This is a genomic window from Gordonia sp. QH-12 (assembly GCF_001578675.1).
Taxonomy (GTDB): domain Bacteria; phylum Actinomycetota; class Actinomycetes; order Mycobacteriales; family Mycobacteriaceae; genus Gordonia; species Gordonia sihwensis.
The window spans coordinates 66,787-85,222 of the sequence record NZ_KQ969287.1; the positions used below are offsets into that span (position 1 = coordinate 66,787).

Annotated in this window: 16 protein-coding genes; 8 read left to right on the top strand and 8 right to left on the bottom strand. The window is 69.3% G+C overall.

What is annotated here, in order from left to right; genetic code table 11:
- Positions 1-48: 48 nt before the first annotated feature.
- Entirely contained in the window at positions 49-1,386 is a 1,338-nt protein-coding gene (mgtE, locus tag Y710_RS07180; RefSeq protein ID WP_062366966.1) for a magnesium transporter, read from the top strand.
- Positions 1,387-1,532: 146 nt separating this feature from the next.
- The gene (ilvD, locus tag Y710_RS07185) at positions 1,533-3,377 is read left to right on the top strand and encodes a dihydroxy-acid dehydratase (RefSeq protein WP_045538712.1); all 1,845 of its coding nucleotides are present in this window, start codon (positions 1,533-1,535) and stop codon (positions 3,375-3,377) included.
- A gap of 82 nt (positions 3,378-3,459) precedes the next feature.
- Here ilvD and Y710_RS07190 read toward each other — a convergent pair whose 3' ends face one another.
- Complete coding sequence (locus Y710_RS07190) at positions 3,460-4,620, bottom strand: DoxX family membrane protein (protein ID WP_231650254.1); 1,161 nt, start codon at positions 4,618-4,620, stop codon at positions 3,460-3,462.
- Positions 4,621-4,701: 81 nt separating this feature from the next.
- Between Y710_RS07190 and Y710_RS07195 the strand changes: the two genes are divergently transcribed.
- The gene (locus Y710_RS07195) at positions 4,702-5,844 is read left to right on the top strand and encodes a PQQ-dependent sugar dehydrogenase (protein WP_062366969.1); all 1,143 of its coding nucleotides are present in this window, start codon (positions 4,702-4,704) and stop codon (positions 5,842-5,844) included.
- 12 nt (positions 5,845-5,856) lie between these two features.
- Here the strand turns inward: Y710_RS07195 and gatB are convergent, their stop codons facing one another.
- Entirely contained in the window at positions 5,857-7,362 is a 1,506-nt protein-coding gene (gene gatB, locus Y710_RS07200; protein WP_006895927.1) for an Asp-tRNA(Asn)/Glu-tRNA(Gln) amidotransferase subunit GatB, read from the bottom strand.
- Positions 7,363-7,488: 126 nt separating this feature from the next.
- Here gatB and Y710_RS07205 point away from each other — a divergent pair, with 126 nt between their 5' ends.
- Positions 7,489-7,731, top strand: coding sequence for a PspC domain-containing protein (locus tag Y710_RS07205; protein WP_006895926.1), 243 nt, complete (start codon positions 7,489-7,491; stop codon positions 7,729-7,731).
- Between the two features lie 3 nt (positions 7,732-7,734).
- Here the strand turns inward: Y710_RS07205 and Y710_RS07210 are convergent, their stop codons facing one another.
- The 3 genes from Y710_RS07210 to Y710_RS07220 all read right to left on the bottom strand — a co-directional run bounded on the left by Y710_RS07210 (position 7,735) and on the right by Y710_RS07220 (position 10,848).
- Positions 7,735-8,766 (bottom strand): ATP-dependent 6-phosphofructokinase, encoded by a 1,032-nt coding sequence (locus Y710_RS07210; RefSeq protein WP_006895925.1) that lies wholly within the window; start codon positions 8,764-8,766, stop codon positions 7,735-7,737.
- Between the two features lie 110 nt (positions 8,767-8,876).
- Positions 8,877-9,518: a response regulator gene (locus tag Y710_RS07215; RefSeq protein WP_006895924.1), complete on the bottom strand. Its 642-nt coding sequence runs from the start codon at positions 9,516-9,518 to the stop codon at positions 8,877-8,879.
- Between the two features lie 52 nt (positions 9,519-9,570).
- Complete coding sequence (locus tag Y710_RS07220; protein WP_006895923.1) at positions 9,571-10,848, bottom strand: sensor histidine kinase; 1,278 nt, start codon at positions 10,846-10,848, stop codon at positions 9,571-9,573.
- Positions 10,849-11,015: 167 nt separating this feature from the next.
- Between Y710_RS07220 and Y710_RS07225 the strand changes: the two genes are divergently transcribed.
- Together Y710_RS07225 and Y710_RS07230 are read left to right on the top strand one after the other, a co-directional pair.
- Positions 11,016-11,651 carry a hypothetical protein gene (locus Y710_RS07225; RefSeq protein ID WP_081598084.1) on the top strand — a complete coding sequence of 212 codons (636 nt, stop codon included), beginning with the start codon at positions 11,016-11,018 and terminating at the stop codon, positions 11,649-11,651.
- Positions 11,648-12,880, top strand: a complete 1,233-nt coding sequence (locus Y710_RS07230; RefSeq protein ID WP_006895921.1) for an alpha/beta-hydrolase family protein — start codon at positions 11,648-11,650, stop codon at positions 12,878-12,880. The genes Y710_RS07225 and Y710_RS07230 overlap by 4 nt, the downstream gene beginning before the upstream one ends.
- Here Y710_RS07230 and gatA read toward each other — a convergent pair.
- Together gatA and gatC are read right to left on the bottom strand one after the other, a co-directional pair.
- The gene (gene gatA / locus Y710_RS07235; RefSeq protein WP_006895920.1) at positions 12,850-14,343 is read right to left on the bottom strand and encodes an Asp-tRNA(Asn)/Glu-tRNA(Gln) amidotransferase subunit GatA; all 1,494 of its coding nucleotides are present in this window, start codon (positions 14,341-14,343) and stop codon (positions 12,850-12,852) included. The two genes, Y710_RS07230 and gatA, sit on opposite strands and share 31 nt — an antisense overlap.
- Positions 14,340-14,651 (bottom strand): Asp-tRNA(Asn)/Glu-tRNA(Gln) amidotransferase subunit GatC, encoded by a 312-nt coding sequence (gatC, locus tag Y710_RS07240; protein WP_062366971.1) that lies wholly within the window; start codon positions 14,649-14,651, stop codon positions 14,340-14,342. Before gatC ends, gatA begins: the two co-directional genes overlap by 4 nt.
- A gap of 170 nt (positions 14,652-14,821) precedes the next feature.
- Between gatC and Y710_RS07245 the strand changes: the two genes are divergently transcribed.
- Together Y710_RS07245 and Y710_RS07250 are read left to right on the top strand one after the other, a co-directional pair.
- Positions 14,822-15,160, top strand: coding sequence for a YbjQ family protein (locus tag Y710_RS07245; protein ID WP_006895918.1), 339 nt, complete (start codon positions 14,822-14,824; stop codon positions 15,158-15,160).
- Positions 15,157-15,840: an ACT domain-containing protein gene (locus Y710_RS07250; protein ID WP_039867230.1), complete on the top strand. Its 684-nt coding sequence runs from the start codon at positions 15,157-15,159 to the stop codon at positions 15,838-15,840. Before Y710_RS07245 ends, Y710_RS07250 begins: the two co-directional genes overlap by 4 nt.
- A 529-nt stretch (positions 15,841-16,369) precedes the next feature.
- On the opposite strand, the gene ligA is transcribed toward Y710_RS07250, so the two are convergent.
- The gene (ligA, locus tag Y710_RS07255) at positions 16,370-18,400 is read right to left on the bottom strand and encodes an NAD-dependent DNA ligase LigA (RefSeq protein WP_331436950.1); all 2,031 of its coding nucleotides are present in this window, start codon (positions 18,398-18,400) and stop codon (positions 16,370-16,372) included.
- Positions 18,401-18,436: the final 36 nt, after the last annotated feature.

The window sequence follows — 18,436 nt, forward strand, 5'->3', positions numbered from 1 at the left end:
GGGGCGCTCGCCGCGCCCGCATCCGCCAACGACGCCGACACGGAGCCCATGACGACACTCACCGCCAAGGCCCTGCAGAGCGCCATCGACGACGGCCGGCTGGCGTTCGTGGGCCGCGAACTCTCGCAACTGGCCCCGCAGGACGCCGCCGCGATCCTCGACGCGATGGACGAGGGCGACCGGACCATCGCCTTCCGGCTGCTCGCCAAGGACGACGCCGTGCAGGTCTTCGACGACCTCAGCTCCACCGCGCAGGCCGCGTTGATCAGTTCGCTCGGGACCGCGGAGGTGGCCGACGCCTTCGACCATCTGGACCCCGACGACCGCGCGGAGCTGCTCGACGAGCTCCCCGCGAACGTCGCCAAGGCGCTGATCCGCTCCCTCTCCCCCGCCGAGCGCGAGACGACGGCGGTGGTCCTGGGGTTCCGGCGCGGGTCGGTGGGACGCCGGATGAGTCCGGAGTTCGTGCACGTCTTCCCCGACGACGACTGCCGCACGGCGATCGAGCGGATCAAGGCGCGCGGGCGGCACGCCGAGACCATCTACACGGTGCCCGTGGTGGACCACCAGCGCCGCCTGATCGGCGTGGCGAGCCTGCGCGATCTGCTGCTCTCGGATCCGGACACCGATGTCGCCGAGCACACGAAGGCGCCGATCTTCGCCTACGCCGCCGAACCGGCCGAGTCGGCCGCCCAGCGCTGTATCGACCGGTCGATCATGGCGATGCCCGTGGTCGACAACGAGGACCGACTGCTCGGCGTCCTGACCCTCGACGACGCCGCCGAGGTGGTAGAAGCGGCCCGCGACGAGGACGAGGCGCGCGCCGGCGCCCGCGAGATGCTGAAGACGCCGTACCTGCAGGCCTCGACGTTCGCGATCACCCGCGCGCGAGTGGTGTGGCTGTTCGTGCTGGCGATCTCGGCGATCCTCACGGTGAACGTCCTGGAGATCTTCGAGGGCACTCTGGAGCAGAAGGTGGCCCTCGCACTGTTCATTCCGCTCCTGACCGGCATCGGCGGCAACACCGGCTCGCAGGCGGCGACCACGGTGACCCGTGCGCTCGCCACCGACGAGGTCACCACGTCCGATGTGCTCCGAGTCGCGGGCAAAGAGATGAGCGTCGGCGCCACCATGGGCGCCGCCCTCGGCGTCGTCGGATTCCTCGTCGCAGGACTGGTCTACGACATCGGCATCGGTACCGTCATCGGGCTGACCATCCTCTCGGTCTGCACGGTCGCGGCGACCGTCGGCGGCATCATGCCGCTGGTGGCGCGCTCCATCCACGTCGATCCCGCAGTGTTCTCCACCCCGTTCATCTCCACCTTCTGCGATGCGACGGGTCTGATCATCTACTTCTCGATCGCCAAGGCGGTCCTGCAGATCTGACGCCCCCGCGCCCCGGCGGATTCCGCCGTCGGCGTCGCCGGTACCGAGGCCGGGAATAACTCTGGACAGCTGAGCGTAAAGTTGAAGGACATCCCGGATCGTCAGCCCGTCCGGGTCCAGTTCAGCGATTTCTAGCGAGGAATTCCATGCCAGCCCTGCGGTCTCGCACCACAACCGTCGGCCGTGAAGCCGCCGGCGCCCGCGCCCTCTGGCGCGCCACCGGTATGACCGACGACGATTTCGGGAAGCCGATCATCGCGATCGCCAACTCGTACACCCAGTTCGTCCCGGGTCACGTGCATCTGAAGAACGTCGGCGAGATCGTCGCCGACGCCGTGCGCGAGGCCGGCGGCGTGGCCAAGGAGTTCCACACCATCGCCGTCGACGACGGCATCGCGATGGGTCACGGCGGCATGCTGTACTCGCTGCCGAGCCGCGAGATCATCGCCGACTCCGTCGAGTACATGGTGAACGCGCACACCGCCGACGCCCTGGTCTGCATCTCGAACTGCGACAAGATCACGCCGGGCATGCTCAACGCCGCGATGCGTCTCAACATCCCCACCGTGTTCGTCTCCGGCGGACCGATGGAGGCGGGCACATCGGTCGTCATCAACGGCGTCGTGCGCCCGGGCACCGACCTGATCGACGCGATCTCGGCGTCCGCCGACAGCAACGTCGACGACAAGGAACTGCTGGAGGTGGAGCGGTCCGCCTGTCCGACGTGCGGGTCGTGCTCCGGCATGTTCACCGCCAACTCGATGAACTGCCTCACCGAAGCGCTCGGGCTGTCGCTGCCCGGCAACGGATCGACGCTGGCCACCCAGGTCGCACGCCGCGACCTGTTCACGCGCGCCGGCGAGCTGATCGTCGACATCGCGAAGCGCTACTACCAGGACGACGATGAGTCGGTGCTGCCGCGCAACGTCGCCACCCGCCAGGCCTTCGAGAACGCCATGGCGCTCGACGTGGCGATGGGCGGATCCACCAACACCGTTCTGCACATCCTGGCCGCGGCCCAGGAGGGCGAGGTGGACTTCGATCTGAAGGACATCGACCGCATCTCACGTAACGTTCCGTGCCTGGCCAAGGTGGCGCCCAATTCACCGAAGTACTACATGGAGCACGTGCATCGCGCCGGCGGCATCCCCGCGATCCTCGGTGAGCTGAACCGCGCCGGTCTGCTCAACACCGACGTCCATCCCGTTCACGCGCCGTCGCTCGAGAGCTACCTCGCCGACTGGGACATCCGTGGCGGCACGGCCACCGATCAGGCGATCGAACTGTTCCACGCGGCCCCGGGCGGCGTCCGCACCACCGAACCCTTCTCCACCTCCAACCGCTGGGAGTCGCTCGACACCGATGCCGCCGACGGCTGCATCCGCGACAAGGAGCACGCCTACACCGTCGAAGGCGGACTGTGCGTGCTGCACGGCAACCTGGCCCGCGACGGCGCCATCCTGAAGACCGCCGGCGTCGACGAGTCGCTGTGGCACTTCCAGGGCCCGGCGCGCGTCGTCGAGAGCCAGGAGGACGCGGTGCACGCCATCCTGTCGAAGGAACTGCAGGCGGGCGAGGTGCTGGTGATCCGTTACGAGGGGCCCGCCGGCGGGCCCGGCATGCAGGAGATGCTGCATCCGACGGCCTTCATGAAGGGCACCGGCATGGGGAAGAAGTGCGGTCTGGTCACCGACGGCCGCTTCTCGGGCGGATCGTCGGGCCTGGTGATCGGCCACGCCTCCCCGGAGGCCGCGGCCGGCGGCGACATCGGTCTGGTGGAGAACGGCGACGAAATCCTCATCGACGTGAAATCCCGCACCCTCAAGGTCCTCGTCGACGACGAGACCCTGGCGGAGCGTCGCGCCAAGATGGAAGCCTCCGAGCACCCGTGGACGCCGCGCGACCGCCAGCGTCCGGTCACCAAGGCGCTTCGCGCGTACGCGAAGCTCGCGGCCTCCGCCGACAAGGGCGCCGTCCGCGTCGTCGACTGAACACTGTCGGCTGAAAGCACTCATGCCGTATTCCGTGACCCGATTCGGGTCACGGAATACGGCATATGAGTTCAGGAGTACGTCAGGACGTCGGGTTCCCCGGCGAATCGAGCGGATTGGTGCCGTTGAAAACGATCCAGACGGCCACGGCGACGCCGACGCCGACGATGAACCAGGCGGCCGAACCCCAGGCCGGCCTGCGCGACCATCCCCAGCGACGGTCGAAGGAGTAGGTGCCGGGCCCGGTGAGGATCAGCGCCGCCGCCGCGGCGGCCAGCACGATCTCCAGTTCGAGCCCGTTGCCTCCGCCGTCGGCCGAGAAGAACCAGAGGCCGCCGGCGAGCGTCGCCTTGTAGGTGCCTGCCACCAGGATGCTGCTCAGCACCGCCGCCCCGGCGATCGGCGTCAGCAGCCCCAGGATCAGCAGGATGCCGCCCGCGGTCTCACTGACTCCGGCGACGAGTGAGAGCGCCGTCGTGGCGTTGTCGTGGAACCCGATGCCGGGATTCGGCTTGTTGGCGAGGAACTGCGCGAAGCCGTCCGGCCCGGGTCCGTTCAACCAGCCGGTGAGCTTCTGGAGACCGTGCAGGGTGAACGTCACGCCCACCACCACGCGCAGAATGAGCAAGCCGAGATCGAGCGTTCCGCGCCGGATCACCGGCTCCGGAGCCTGGGCGACGTACTCCTCTTCGTCGCGCGGCTGCGGTGCCCCCACGTAGTCGTCTTCGGGCTCGAGCAGCGGTGCGGTGGGCTGCGGCTCGATGTAAGGCAGCGGCGGTTCGGTGAGATGCTCCGCGTATCCCCTGCGCTCGCCGGGGTCCTCACCGTCGTCCTCGTCGTTGACGAAGGGCTCGGTGTGCACCGGCTCGTCCGACGAGCTCTTCTTGATCGGGCTCTCCGTGGCTGCGGCACCCCCCGAACTGATGATCACCGCGGTCTTCGCGTCATCGTCCGGCGGTGAACCGTCGGGCAGCGTGGCTACGGGTTCGGTCGGCTCGGTGACCGGCAGCGTCTCAGTGGGCGACTCGTCGAGTTCGACGGCCTCCTCGCGTGCGGCCTTCTCGTCGATCGCATCCTGAACCGCGGGCTCCGGCCTGCGGCCGTGCCTGTCGAAGAAGCTGTCGTTGTCGGGCTTCGGCCGACGCACCCGAGGTCGCTCGATGGCGTCGGTCGGTTCATCGTACGGACTGCCCGCAGCCGACGGATCCCCTCCGGTCCCTGGCTTGTCATCGGAACTACTCACGGTTACCGACTCTATGGCCGTGCGCCCGCGTGAGGGCCGAGCGGCACCCGACGATTTGGTAACGATCGTTAGAGTGGTGGAATGCCATCACACTCCCGGACTGCCGGCCGCGCGCTGCTCGCCGCGGCGTCCGCGGTGGCCGTCGTATTGGCGTCGACGTCGTGTGTGAACTTCAGCGAAGAGGACCAGGCCGCCGACCAGGGTTCCTTCACTGCGCCGCCCACCATGCAGCAGGCCCCCGAGCAGCCTCCGGCGCCTCCGTCGGACGATCAGGGCGGCGGTCCCCCGCCGACCGGGCCCTGCGTCGACCCGGATCCGGCGGTGATCGCCACGTGTCTGGCGTCCACCGGAGGTGTGCGGCCCGCGGACTCGTCGGGACGCAGTACGTACGTCGCCGAACGGACCACCGGCAAGATCATTCTGTCCAAGCGGTACGGTCCGCAGCGTGCGGTCGCCGGCGTGGAGGTGGACGCCTCCGGCGACGGCGGGCTCGTCGACTTCGAGATGTCGCCCACGTACGCCGAGGATCAGCTGATCTACGCGCTGATCACCACCGGGTCCGACAATCGCGTGGTCCGGATCGCCCCCACCGGGTCGGTGAAGCCGATTCTCACCGGTATCCCGAAGGGCGCGACCGGCAACATGGGATCGATCTCGTTCGCGTCGCCGACCGAGCTCATCGTCGCGACCGGCGATGCGGGCGATCCGGCCGCCGCGTCGAACCCGGCCTCGCTCGCGGGCAAGATCTTCTCGATCGACCCGAACGTCGCGGACCCGAAGCCCGACATCCGTGCGTCGGGGCTCGGGTCGAACGTCGCGCTCTGCCCGTCACCGGCCTCCGACGGCCAGCTGTACGTCGCCGACAGCGGCGCGCCGGGCGATCGGCTCTCCCTGGTCGGCCCTCGCGGTCTGCAGACGCTGTGGAGCTGGCCCAATCGGCCGGGGGTGAGCGGCTGCGCCGTCGGCAAGGACTGGATAGCGGTGTCGATCGCCAAGGCACAGCGGCTCGACACGTTCATGCGGCCGGCCGCCGGAAGCACATCGGTCGGCAAGCCGAGCCCGCAGGACTTCCGCAAGTCGTACGGAGCGGTGGGCCGCATGACCAGTGTCGCGGGGGCTGCGCAGATGGCCACCGTCAACAAGGCCACCCGAGGTGCGGACGTGAAGAGCTACGACGATCGCGTCGCGATCTACCTCCCGAAGGCCGGCGAAGACCTCACCTGAGCGCGCGCATCATCACTCGCACGCGGCGAGGACCAGTTCCTTGACGCGGGCCGGGTCGGCCTGACCGCGGGTCGCCTTCATGACATCGCCGACGATCTTGCCTGCCGCCTGCACCTTGCCGCTGCGAATCTTGTCGGCGATATCGGGGTTCGCGGCGAGTGCCTCGTCGACCGCCTTCTGCAGCGCGGAATCGTCCCGGACCACCTCGAGACCGCGATCGGCGACGATCTGCGCGGGCTCGCCCTCACCGTCGAGCACGGCGACGACCACCTGCTGGGCCAGTTTGTTGGTCAGCTTGCCCTCGTCGACCATGCCGATCACCTCGGCGACCTGCTTGGGAGTGATGGCGAGTTCCGCCAGCTCCATCTCGCGGGTGTTGGCCTGCTGGGCCAGGAACGACACCCACCAGCTGCGGGCGGCGTCGGGTGAGGCACCCGCTTCGGCCGTCTCGATGATGAGGTCGACGGCGCCGACGTTCACCAGATCGCGCATCACCTCGTCGGACACGCCCCACTCCTCCTGGATGCGGGCGCGGCGGATCCACGGCAACTCCGGCAGAGTGGCGCGCAGCGAATCCACCCACTCCGGGCTCGCGAGCACCGGGGGCAGGTCCGGCTCCGGGAAGTAACGGTAGTCCTCGGCGGTCTCCTTGCGACGGCCCGCCGACGTGGTTCCGTCCGACTCGTGGAAGTGCCTGGTCTCCTGGATGATCTCGCCGCCGGCCGACAGGATCGCGGCCTGCCGGCTCATCTCGAACCGGACCGCGGCCTCGACCGACTTGAGCGAGTTGACGTTCTTGGTCTCGGTGCGGGTGCCGAACTCGGCGGCGCCCTTGGGCATCAGCGACAGGTTCACGTCGCAGCGCATCGATCCCTGGTCCATGCGGACGTCGGACACGTCGAGCGACTTGAGCAGATCGCGCAGGGCGGTCACGTACGCGCGGGCCACCTCCGGTGCGCGCTCGCCCGCACCCTCGATGGGGCGGGTCACGATCTCGACGAGCGGGACGCCCGCGCGGTTGTAGTCGAGCAACGAGTGACTGGCACCGTGGATGCGCCCGGTGGCGCCGCCGATGTGCAGCGACTTACCGGTGTCCTCCTCCATGTGGGCGCGCTCGATCTCCACCCGCCAGGTGGTGCCGTCGCTCAGCAGCACGTCGAGGTAGCCGTCGTAGGCGATCGGCTCGTCGTACTGACTGATCTGATAGTTCTTCGGCTGGTCCGGGTAGAAGTAGTTCTTCCGCGCGAACACGCTCGACTCCCGGATCGAGCAGTTCAGCGCCAAGCCGATGCGCGCGGCGGATTCGACGGCCTTCGCGTTGGCGACCGGAAGCGCCCCCGGCAGACCCAGGCAGGCGGGGCACACCTGGGTGTTCGGCTCGCCGCCGAACGTGGTCGGGCAACCGCAGAACATCTTGGTCGCCGTGCCGAGCTCGACGTGGACCTCCATGCCCATGACCGGGTCGTAAGTCTCGATGACGTCGTCGAAGTCCATCAGTTCGTCGATAGCGGCACTCATGCGTCCCATCGTATCTGGGGGCCGAAGTCAGGGTGCTTCCCGATGCCCGATAGCGCCGCCGGGGCCTACGTTCGAGTCATCGGGCGGACGCCCGAACCGAGACCGATCCGAACCGAGGAGAACACCATGACCGATCCAGCCCTTCCGGGAGCCGGCGACGCGTACGACGCCGAGCCCGTCCGCCCCGCCAAACGACTCACCCGCTCGACCACCGACAAGATGATCGGCGGTGTCGCGGGCGGCATCGCCGAGTACTTCGGAATCGACTCCACTTGGGTCCGCGTCGCCTTCGTCGCGTCGATCATCCTCCCGGGCCCGCAGGTGCTTCTGTACCTGCTGCTCTGGGCGATCATCCCGAAGAACCGCTAGCCCTCAGCCGAAGATCGCGCGCGCTCCGCGGTAGTACTCGAGCGGCACCGTCTTGGTGTGGCCCACGGCCTCCTCGAAGGGGACCCGGACGATGTCGGTGCCGCGCAGTGCCACCATGGACCCCCACCCCGCGTCCGCGACGAGGTCGCTCACCGCCTGGCCGAAGCGGGTGCCGAGGACCCGGTCCCATGCGCTGGGCACACCGCCGCGCTGGATGTAGCCGAGCACCGTGGCGCGTGTGGCGATCCCGGTCCGTTCCTCGATGAGCGGCGCGAGGATCTCGCCGATCCCGCCCAGCCGCGGCCGGTTGAACTCGTCCATGCCCTTGTACGAGTGCGCCTGCTCCATCTCCGGCAGCATGAAGCCCTCGGCGACGACGACCATCGGCGAACGACCACGGTCGCGGACGCTGACCACCCACTCGCAGATCTGCTCGAGCGACTCCTGCTGCTCCGGAATGAGGATCGCGTGGGCGCCGGCCGCGACACCCGCGTACATCGCGATCCATCCGGCGTGCCTGCCCATCACCTCCAGAACCATGCACCGCTTGTGCGAATTGCCGGTGGTGCGCAGCCGGTCGACGGCCTCGGTCGCGATCTCGACCGCGGTGTTGAAACCGAAAGTGTAGTCCGTCGCCTGCAGGTCGTTGTCGATCGTCTTGGGCACGCCGACGATCGGAATGCCGTCGCCGAGCAGTCTGTTGGCGGCCGCCATGGTCCCGTCGCCGCCGACGGCGATGACGCCGTCCACCCCGATCCGCTGGAGTGCCCGCTTGATGTTCTCCGGCCCGCCGTCGGGTTCGGTGTACGGACCGAAGCGGCTGGTTCCCAGAATGGTGCCGCCCTGCTGGGAGATGCCTCGCACCACGGATCGGTCGAGGTCGATCGCCTCGCCGTACACCAGCCCCCAGAACCCGTCTCTGAATCCCACGAACTCCTGATCGTGGACCGTGCTGCCCTGCAGGACGGTTCCGCGGATCACCGCGTTGAGACCGGGGCAGTCTCCGCCGGATGTCAGAATGCCGAAGCGCGCCATCGGGTGCGACCCCTCTCTGAAAGGAAACCGGGTTCGCGTCCATCACAACACGATCCGTGCCCGGTGGCAGCACGTCGGCCAGTTCCGGACCGGTGCGCGGCATCGACCTCCTACTTCAGGCCGTTCTCGTAGGCGAAGACCACCGCTTGCGCGCGGTCGCGCAGACCCAGCTTGGCCAGCATGTTGCTCACATGGGTCTTCACCGTCTGTTCGGAGACGAACAGTTCGGCGGCGATCTCACCGTTCGACTTGCCGTCGGCGACGGTCAGGAGCACCTCGAGTTCCCGCGGGGTGAGCGAGTCGGCGGCCGCGGTGGCCTTGCGCGTGGTCCGGGAGGTGACCTGCTCGATCAGGCGTCTGGTGACCGAGGGCGCCAACAGCGCGTCGCCAGCGGCCACCACTCGGACCGCGCGCACGAGCTCGTCTGCCGGCGCGTCCTTGAGCAGGAAGCCCGACGCACCGATCCGCAGGGCGGCGTACACGTAATCGTCGATGTCGAAGGTCGTCAGCATCAGGACTCTGGTGGCCGACCCGCTGGAGATGATCTGCTCCGCGGCCCACAAGCCGTCGCGTCGCGGCATCCGGACGTCCATCAGGACCACATCGGGTTTGAGGCGGCGCACCTGGTCGACGGCGACCTGCCCGTCCTCGGCGTCCCCGAGCACGGTGATGTCGTCGGCGGCGCCCAGCAGTGCCGCGAAACCGGCGCGGACCATCGCTTGGTCGTCGGCGATGAGGACAGTGGTCGGCACGAGGGTCAGCCTAGTGCGCCGGGCCGCGGCGCGGCGCTCACGCCCGGGCGCTTCACGCGACCGCCCTCACCGACGGACCGATCGGCAGAGATGCGCGGACGGCGAAACCGCCGCCCGGCCGCGCCGCCGCGGTGAGACTCCCGCCGACGGCGTGGGCGCGTTCGGTCATTCCCAGGATGCCGTGCCCGCCGCCGACGGTCGCGCCGAGCGGCTGCGTCGCCAACCCGTTCACGATCTCGACGTCGAGTCTCCCCTCGTGCACGGGATCCTCCTCGATGCGGACCGCGATCGCCGCCCCGGGCGCATGGCGGGTGGCGTTCGTGACCGCCTCCTGAACGATCCGATACACGGCAGCGCCGACCGTCTGCGCCACCGACGAATGGTCGGAGGTGTCGGTCAGTTCCACATCCACGCCCACCGCCTGCACGCCCTCGATGAGTTCGGGGACGTCGCCGAGGCCCTGGACCGGAGCGAGCGCCGCGGTGTCCGCGGCGTCGCCGTGCGGGCGAAGCACGCCCAGCAGCTGGCGCACCTCGTCGAGCGATTCGCGGGCGGCGTCGGCGATCGCGTCGAACTCCGCCTTGGCCCCGGGCCCCACCTCCTCGGCATCGGCGGCCGCGGCCAGCCGGTAGGGTGCGGTCTGCGCCATCACCACCACCATCGACATGCGGTGCGCGACGATATCGTGCAGGTCGCGCGCGATGCGTGAGCGTTCGGCGAGTACGGCCTCTCGGGCTCGCAGCACCTCGGTCTCCTCGGTCTGCTCCGCGATCTCGCGCTGCGAGCGAGCACGGTAGCGCAGGAACGCGACGGCCATGCCGACGACGACCAGCCCGAAGATCCAGCCCACCAGCGCATCGAAGGGCAAGCCGACGACGAAGGCGCCCGCGACGGCGGCCAGCACCACTGGCAGCCGCTTGAGCGGCTGGGTCCACAGCGCCGCGACGGTCATCGCCAGCAGCGCCAGGAACAACGGGATCGGCATCGGCCACGGTCCGTCGTTGGGAACCAACGACGCGACGGCCGAGGTGATGACCGTTGACGCCCAGCCGTACCTGACCGCCTCCTCGCCGGCGAACACGAGCGCGATGCCGCCGCAGCCGAGGATCGCGAAGGCGGGCAGGAGGAACGCGGGCAGGCGAGTGACCTCGCCGAGCACCGGCCAGCACACCGAGATCATGCTGACCGCGGCCAGGGCGGCGAGCCAGTTGCGCCAGTGCGACAGGTATCGGTGCAGCGCCGGGTCGCTGATGCGGTCGAGCGCGATCCGGTCACGGACCCGCCCGACCGCGGCGGCGGTCCGGCGACGGACGGCAGAGGGAGACTTCACAGTTCGACGATAGGAGCCCGAGCCGGGTCGCCACCTCCCCCGCGAGAGTGAGATCCGACCGGTTCCCCAGTCGCAGGGTTCCCTGCGGTCTCACTCTCGCGCGCGGGGTGCAAGACCCCCGTTGCGAGCGATCCGGTGTGGTGCCACCCGGCCATAGCGTTCGGGACATGACCTCGAACACCTCCGCTGACTCAGCCGATTCCCCTGGGCGACAAGGTATCCGCCGGTGGGTCGTCCGGCTCTCGACCGGCGCGGCGTTGACCGTCGGAGTCCTCGGGCTGCTGCCGATCAGCTCGGCGCTGGCGGACTCGCATCGGGCCGCTCCCCCGGCCCGGCCGGCCACAGCCGCCGAACGCGCCATCGCGGACCTGGTCGGCGACCGTCCGCTCGACGCCATGCGCGATCTGCCCGCCGACTTCTCCCGACGACTCGGGTATCGACCGGTGGTGATCGACGGCCGCCCCCTCAACCCGGCCGGAGACTGTTCCTCGCCGGTCCCGTTGCCGGACCGATTCACCGACGCCTGCCGTGCGCACGATCTCGGATACGACCTGCTCCGGTACTCCGATTCCACCGGCCGGCCCGCGGGAGCCTGGGCTCGCACCGCCCTCGACGGCCGACTGATCGACGACATGCACGCCGTCTGCGACGATCCGCTGTGCCACGCCGCCGCCGAGACCGCGCGGACCGGCCTGGCGGTGAACACCTGGCGGCAGCATTCGGGCCCGCCGGTGCGCGAGTCGGGCGGCACGATCGTCCTCGGCTATCTCTCCCGAACCGCAGAGACAGTGGGGTTGCGATGAACCGCCTGCGGGTGCGTCCCGCGGTGGCCGCCGGCGCTCTCGCCGGTCGCCTGCTGGCTCTCGCCCCCGGCATGCTCCCCCGCTCCGCGCTGGTCGCCGCCGTCGCCGGCCTCGCGTTGACTCTTCTCGGGATGGCCGTCGGTGCCGGCGTCGGCGCGCTTCGAGACCGGATCGGTGACCGTCCACCTGCCCCGGTCTCTGGGGGCGTCCTCGCCGCCGGGCTCGTGGTCGCCGGTGCGGCCGTCGGGCTCGCGGCGCGTCACGAGTCGGCGGTCCGGGCCGCGGTGGGTGCCCCGCCGATCGGCCCCGGGTGGGTCCTGGCCGTGTGCGCGATCCCGGTCGCCGCCGCGGCCGCGGTCGTCGCGATCCCAGGACGGGTGTGGGCCGGCTTCGGAATGGTCGCGGTGGTCGCGGCGGCGTCGATCGGGCTGCCCGCGCCCGCACAGGCGTCGGGACCGGATGTTCCCGAGCGCCCCGTGATGCTCTACAGCCCGCTGAGCGAACCCGGCTCGGTCCGGGACCGCGCCGAGCGCCTGGCCGATCGCTGGGTGGCCGACGGCGGTCGCGAAGCACGCGCGGTCGTGGTGGCCGTGCCAACCGGCTCGGGATGGATCGACGCCGGAACGGTGGACGGCTTCACCGGGTACTTCGGCGGATCGGTCCGGGTCGTCGCCCTGCAGTACGACGACGTCGCGTCGTGGCGGGCGTTCATCTCCTCCCCGGATCGTGCGGGGACCTCCGCGTCCGCGGTCCTCGACGCCGTCTGGTCCCGTATCTCGGGCCTGCCCGAAGCGCGGCGGCCCCGCGTGTACCTCGCCGGGCAGAGCCTGGGAGCGGTGGGAGCCGACGCCGCGCGCCGCTGGGCGAACGACTCCGGGGTCGAACTCGCCGGGACAGTGCTCGCCGGGCCGCCGGCGGGGTCGGTCGACCGGGTCGCACCGTGCGAGCGGCGGGTGGTGCTGGCCAACGCCGACGATCCCGTCCCCGGGTTCGCTCCGTCGCTGCTGTGGCATCCGATCGACCGCATTCCCGGAGACGGCGACGACCGGCACCACAGCGAGTCTCCGCCGTGGCTGCCGGTCGTGTCGATGGTCGGTACCGTCCTCGACCTCGCGGGCTCACTGAAGGTTCCCGCGGGACACGGGCACCGTTACGGCGTCGAGCAGGGGCTCGCCGCCGGGAACATGCCGGCAGGCTGTCAGCCGACCGGCCCGCGGGCCGCCTCGTAGGCCGCACCGACCCGGTACAGCCGGTCGTCGGCCAGTGCCGGTGCCATGATCTGCAGGCCGACCGGGAGTCCGTCGTCGGAGGAGACCCCCGACGGAACCGACATCGCCGCGGTGCCCGCCAGGTTCACCGGCAGCGTGCACAGGTCGAACAGATACATCGACAGCGGATCGTCGACCTTCTCTCCGAGCTTGAACGGCGTGGTGGGGGTGGTCGGGGAGATCAGCACGTCGACGTCCTCGTATGCCGCGGCGAAGTCGCGAGCGATGAGCGTGCGCACCTTCTGCGCCTGACCGTAGAACGCGTCGTAGTAACCGGAGCTCAGCGCGTACGTCCCGATCATGATGCGGCGCTTGACCTCCGGGCCGAAGCCGGCCTCGCGGGTCAGTGCCATGACCTCGTCGGCGCTGTGCGAACCGTCGTCGCCGACCCGGAGCCCGTACCGCATCGCATCGAAGCGGGCCAGGTTGCTCGACACCTCCGACGGCAGGATCAGGTAGTAGGCGCCGAGCGCGTACGAGAAGTGCGGGCAGTCGACCTCGACGATCGTCGCGCCGAGATCGGTCAGCTGCTTGCACGCCGCCTGGAACGACTCCAGCACACCGGCTTGGTAGCCCTCGCCCTGCAACTGCTTCACCACGCCTATGCGCACACCCGACAGGTCGCCGGACGCGCCGGCGCGCGCGGCGCCGACGACATCGGGAATCGCCGCGTCGATGGAGGTGGAGTCGCGCGGATCGTGCCCGGCGATCACCTCGTGCAGCAGCGCCGTGTCGAGCACGGTGCGTCCGCAGGGGCCGCCCTGATCGAGCGACGACGCGCACGCCACGAGTCCGTAGCGCGACACGGTTCCGTAGGTCGGCTTGACGCCGACGGTCGCGGTGACCGAGGCCGGCTGTCGGATCGAGCCGCCGGTGTCGGTGCCGATGGCCAGCGGCGCCTGGTACGAGGCGAGTGCCGCGGCGCTGCCGCCGCCCGAACCGCCCGGAATACGCGTGGTGTCCCACGGATTCCGGGTCACCTGGTAGGCCGAGTTCTCGGTCGACGAGCCCATCGCGAACTCGTCCATGTTCGTCTTGCCGAGGATCGGGATGCCCGCGGCACGGAGCTTGGCCGTGACGGTCGCGTCGTACGGCGAGACCCATCCTTCGAGGATCTTGGACCCACAGGTGGTCGGGGCGTCGACGGTGGTGAAGACGTCCTTGAGCGCGATCGGGACGCCGGCCAGAGCGGACGGCGCCTCACCCGAAGCGATCGCCTGGTCGGCCGCCTCCGCCGCGGCGAGCGCTTCGTCGCCGCCGACGTGCAGGAATGCGCCCAGCTGTCCGTCGATCTGCTCGATGCGGTCGAGGTGTGCCCGGGTTACCTCGACCGACGACAGTTCGCGAGCGGCGATCTTGCCCGCGAGGTCGGCTGCGGACAGGCCTGTGATCTCGTTCGCGCTGCGGGTGTCGCTCACGCTCATTCCTCTCCCAGAATCTGCGGAACGGCGAAGCGCTCCCGTTCGACGGCGGGCGCCCCCGACAACGCCTGTTCTGCGGTCAGGCTCGGGACGACGACGTCCTCGCGCAGCACGTCGCGCAACTCGGCGGGATGCGCGGTGGGCGGCACGTCGTCGGCGGCCACCTCGGAGATCTGCGCGACGTGGCTCAGGATCGAGTCGAGCTGCGCCGCGTAACGGTCGAGTTCGTCGTCGTCGAGCGCCAAGCGGGACAGTCGCGCGAGATGCGCGACCTCGTCCCGGCTGATCGCCGGCTGGGAATCGGTGGACATCGTCGACCTCTCTACACACGCACTCGTCACGGAACACCGCACGAGCTCAGGACAGTGGGACTTGCCTACCAGGATATGCGGCCGCTTCGGACCGAGCCCGCGCGGGAGGTGTGCTCCGGGTGAATGATCGCGGAGTGGCCGGAGTGCACCGCACCGGTTAACTTGGACACATGATCATCGTCACCACCAACGAACTGCCGGGCTACCGGATCGAGCACGTGTTCGGCGAGGTGTTCGGCCTCACGGTGCGGTCGCGACACATCGGTTCCAACATCGGCGCCAGCTTCAAGTCGATCGCCGGTGGCGAACTCAAGGGCATCACCCAGTTGCTGCACGAGGCGCGTCATGAAGCGTTGAGTCGCTTGGCCGCCGAAGCTCAGAGCAAGGGGGCCAACGCGGTTCTCGCATTCCGCTTCGAGACGAATGAGTACGCCGGATCCGGCGGCGTCGAGGTGTGCGCGTACGGCACGGCTGTGGGTGTGCGTCCGCTCGAGCAGCAGCCGCGCTGACTCCGGTGTCGTATCTGCTTCGCGTTCTGCTGAACGACCGTCCCGGCAGTCTCGGCATGCTCGCCGTTCAACTCGGCGCCGTCGGTGCCGACATCCGCTCGCTCGAGGTGATCGAGCGAGGCGAGGGCTACGCCGTCGACGACCTGGTGGTCGACCTGCCCTCGGGTGCGCTGCCCGACACCCTCATCACCGCCGCGGAGAAGGTCGCGGGCGTGCACGTCGACTCTCTCCGTCCGCACGACGGGGTCCTCGACACGCATCAGGAACTCGAGTTGATCGACCTCGTCGCCGCGGGCGGCAAGGACCGCCTGCAGGTGCTGGCCGACTACGCGCCCCGTGTGCTCCGCGTGTCGTGGGCGATGGTGATCTCCCGCCCCGGTCCGGACGTGCTGCGCCTCTACGGCAGTTCGGGAGCCCCCGAGACGGCCCTGGAGACGGCCGACTGGCTGCCCCTCGACCGGGCGGTGGCGTTCGACTCCGAAGCCGAATGGATCCCTCAGGGATGGCGTGACATGGGGACCAGGCTGGCCGCCGCCCCCTTGGGCGACGACGGCAAGGCCCTGCTCCTCGGCCGGATCGGCGGTCCCGACTTCCGCCCTGCGGAAGTCGCGCGCCTGGGCTACCTGACCGGCATCATCGCCACCGTCCTGAAGAGAAAGCCGAACACCCAGGGCGGTTGAGCGAGCGCTCCAAGGCTGGTTGAGCGAGCGCTCCAAGGCTGGTTGAGCGAGCGCAGCGAGTCGAAACAGCATGCGCAGTCTCGATACGCGCGCTCGCTACGCTCACACGCTCACTCGACGAACCTGGGTCTTCCCCGGCCAGCTGAGCGAGCACCTCCCAGGCCAGTTGAGCGAGCGCAGCGAGTCGAAACAGTACGCGCAGTCTCGATACGCGCGCTCGCTACGCTCACACGCTCACTCGACGAACCTGGGTCTTCCCCGGCCAGCTGAGCGAGCACCTCCCAGGCCAGTTGAGCGAGCGCAGCGAGTCGAAACAGTACGCGCAGTCTCGATACGCGCGCTCGCTACGCTCACACGCTCACTCGACGAACCTGGGTCTTCCCCGGCCAGCTGAGCGAGCACCTCCCAGGCCAGTTGAGCGAGCGCAGCGAGTCGAAACAGCGTGCGCAGTCTCGATGCGCCTGCTCGCTACGCTCACCGGCTCACTCGACGGACCTGGGGTCTTCCGCGAGTCGAAACGGCGCACGCATCAATCGTCCTCCGACTCCGACTCTCCCGCAGACCCGGTCGCCAGCAATTGCTTGAAGCCGTCCTCGTCGAGGATCGGAACGCCTAATTCTTCGGCCTTGGCGGCTTTGCTGCCGGGCGAGTCGCCGACCACGACGTAGTCGGTCTTCTTCGACACCGAGCCCGACGCCTTGCCGCCGCGCACGATGATCGCCTCTTTGGCTCCGTCGCGGGAGAAGTCGACGAGCGAACCGGTGACCACGATCGTCTTGCCGTCGAGCGTCCGCTCGATCGACTCGTCCCGCTCATCGGCCATGGCCACCCCCGCGGCACGCCATTTGGCGACGATCTCGCGGTGCCAGTCGACGGCGAACCAGTCGTGCACGCTCGCCGCCCGCGTGGGGCCGAGACCGTCCACCTGCGCCAACTCGTCGACGGAGGCGTTCTGGATGCTTTCGAGGTCGCCGAAAGCGGTGGCCAGAGCCCGCGCCGGGGTGGGCCCGACGTGGCGGATCGACAGCGCGACGATCACCCGCCACAGCGGGACCCGCTTGGCCTTGTCGAGGTTGTCCAGGAATCGCCGACCGTTGGCCGAGAGCGCACCCGACTTCGTGGTGTACAGGTCGGTCTTGACCAGATCGTCGGCAGTGAGCGAGAACAGGTCGCCTTCGTCGGTCAGCACGCCGCTCGACAGAAGTGCTTGCGCCCCTTCGTATCCGAGCGCTTCGATGTCGAATGCGCCGCGGCCCGCGAGATAGAACAGCCGTTCGCGCAGTTGTCCCGGGCAGTAGCGCTGGTTGGGACAGCGGATGTCCTTGTCGCCCTCCTTCGCGGGGGCCAGTTCGGTTCCGCACTCGGGGCATCGAGTCGGCATCACGAACTCGCGTTCGGTACCGTCGCGCAGTTCGACGACCGGACCGAGCACCTCGGGAATCACGTCGCCGGCCTTGCGAATGGTGATGGTGTCGCCGATCAGGACGCCTTTACGCTTCACCTCGAAGGCGTTGTGGAGTGTCGCGCGGGAGACGGTCGATCCCGCGACCAGCACCGGTTCCATCAGCGCCCACGGCGTGACGCGGCCCGTCCGTCCGACGCCGACCATGATGTCGAGCAGTTTGGTCGTGACCTCTTCCGGCGGGTACTTGTACGCGATCGCCCAGCGCGGTGCGCGTGAGGTCGCACCCAGCCGGCGCTGGCGCGTCACATCGTCCACCTTGACGACGAGGCCGTCGATCTCGTGTTCCACCGAGTGCCGGTTCTCGCCCCAGTACGCGATCGCCTCGATGATCTCGTCGGCCCCGGTCACCTTCTTCGTGTGGTCGGAGACGGGCAGCCCCCACTCGCCCAGCGCGAGGTAGGCCTCGTGCAGCGACTCGGGCCTCCAGCCCTCCACCTTCCCGATCCCGTGACAGATCATCCGGAGTCGGCGCCGCGCGGTGACCTGCGGATTCTTCTGGCGCAGAGAGCCGGCGGCCGAGTTGCGCGGATTCGCGAACGGCGGCTTCCCCTCTTCGACGAGGGAGGCGTTCAGATTCTGGAAGTCTTCGACTCGGAAGAACACCTCACCGCGGACCTCCAGGAGTTCGGGCACCGGGCGCACCGAGTCGTCGAGATCGTGCGGAACGTCGGTGATGGTGCGCGCGTTGAGTGTCACGTCCTCGCCGGTGCGGCCGTCGCCCCGGGTCACTCCCCGGACCAGCCTGCCCTTCTCGTACACCAGCGAGAGCGCGACCCCGTCGATCTTGAGTTCGCACAGGAACTCGGTCCCGGCGCCGATCTCGGCTTCGGTACGCGAGACCCAGGTGCGCATCTCGTCGTAATCGAAGACGTTGTCGAGCGACATCATCCGTTCGAGATGGTCGACCGAGGTGAAGTCGGTCGAGAAGCCGCCGCCGACCAGCTTCGTCGGCGAATCGGGCACCGCCAGTTCGGGATGCTCGTCCTCGAGTTCCTGCAGCCGGCGCAACAGCGAATCGAACTCTCCGTCGCTGATCACAGGCGCGTCCTGGACGTAGTAGCGGAACTGATGCCCGCGAACCTCCTCGGCGAGCAGCGCCCACTCCCGCGCCCAATCGGCGCCCGCCTCCGC

Excerpts from the sequence above, each read along its gene's own strand:
- mgtE (WP_062366966.1), top strand. The coding sequence starts at position 49 with ATGACGACACTCACCGCCAAGGCCCTGCAGAGCGCCATCGACGACGGC.
- ilvD (WP_045538712.1), top strand. The coding sequence starts at position 1,533 with ATGCCAGCCCTGCGGTCTCGCACCACAACCGTCGGCCGTGAAGCCGCC.
- Y710_RS07195 (WP_062366969.1), top strand. The coding sequence starts at position 4,702 with ATGCCATCACACTCCCGGACTGCCGGCCGCGCGCTGCTCGCCGCGGCG.
- gatB (WP_006895927.1), bottom strand. The coding sequence starts at position 7,362 with ATGAGTGCCGCTATCGACGAACTGATGGACTTCGACGACGTCATCGAG.
- Y710_RS07205 (WP_006895926.1), top strand. The coding sequence starts at position 7,489 with ATGACCGATCCAGCCCTTCCGGGAGCCGGCGACGCGTACGACGCCGAG.
- Y710_RS07210 (WP_006895925.1), bottom strand. The coding sequence starts at position 8,766 with ATGGCGCGCTTCGGCATTCTGACATCCGGCGGAGACTGCCCCGGTCTC.
- Y710_RS07225 (WP_081598084.1), top strand. The coding sequence starts at position 11,016 with ATGACCTCGAACACCTCCGCTGACTCAGCCGATTCCCCTGGGCGACAA.
- Y710_RS07230 (WP_006895921.1), top strand. The coding sequence starts at position 11,648 with ATGAACCGCCTGCGGGTGCGTCCCGCGGTGGCCGCCGGCGCTCTCGCC.
- gatA (WP_006895920.1), bottom strand. The coding sequence starts at position 14,343 with ATGAGCGTGAGCGACACCCGCAGCGCGAACGAGATCACAGGCCTGTCC.
- gatC (WP_062366971.1), bottom strand. The coding sequence starts at position 14,651 with ATGTCCACCGATTCCCAGCCGGCGATCAGCCGGGACGAGGTCGCGCAT.
- Y710_RS07245 (WP_006895918.1), top strand. The coding sequence starts at position 14,822 with ATGATCATCGTCACCACCAACGAACTGCCGGGCTACCGGATCGAGCAC.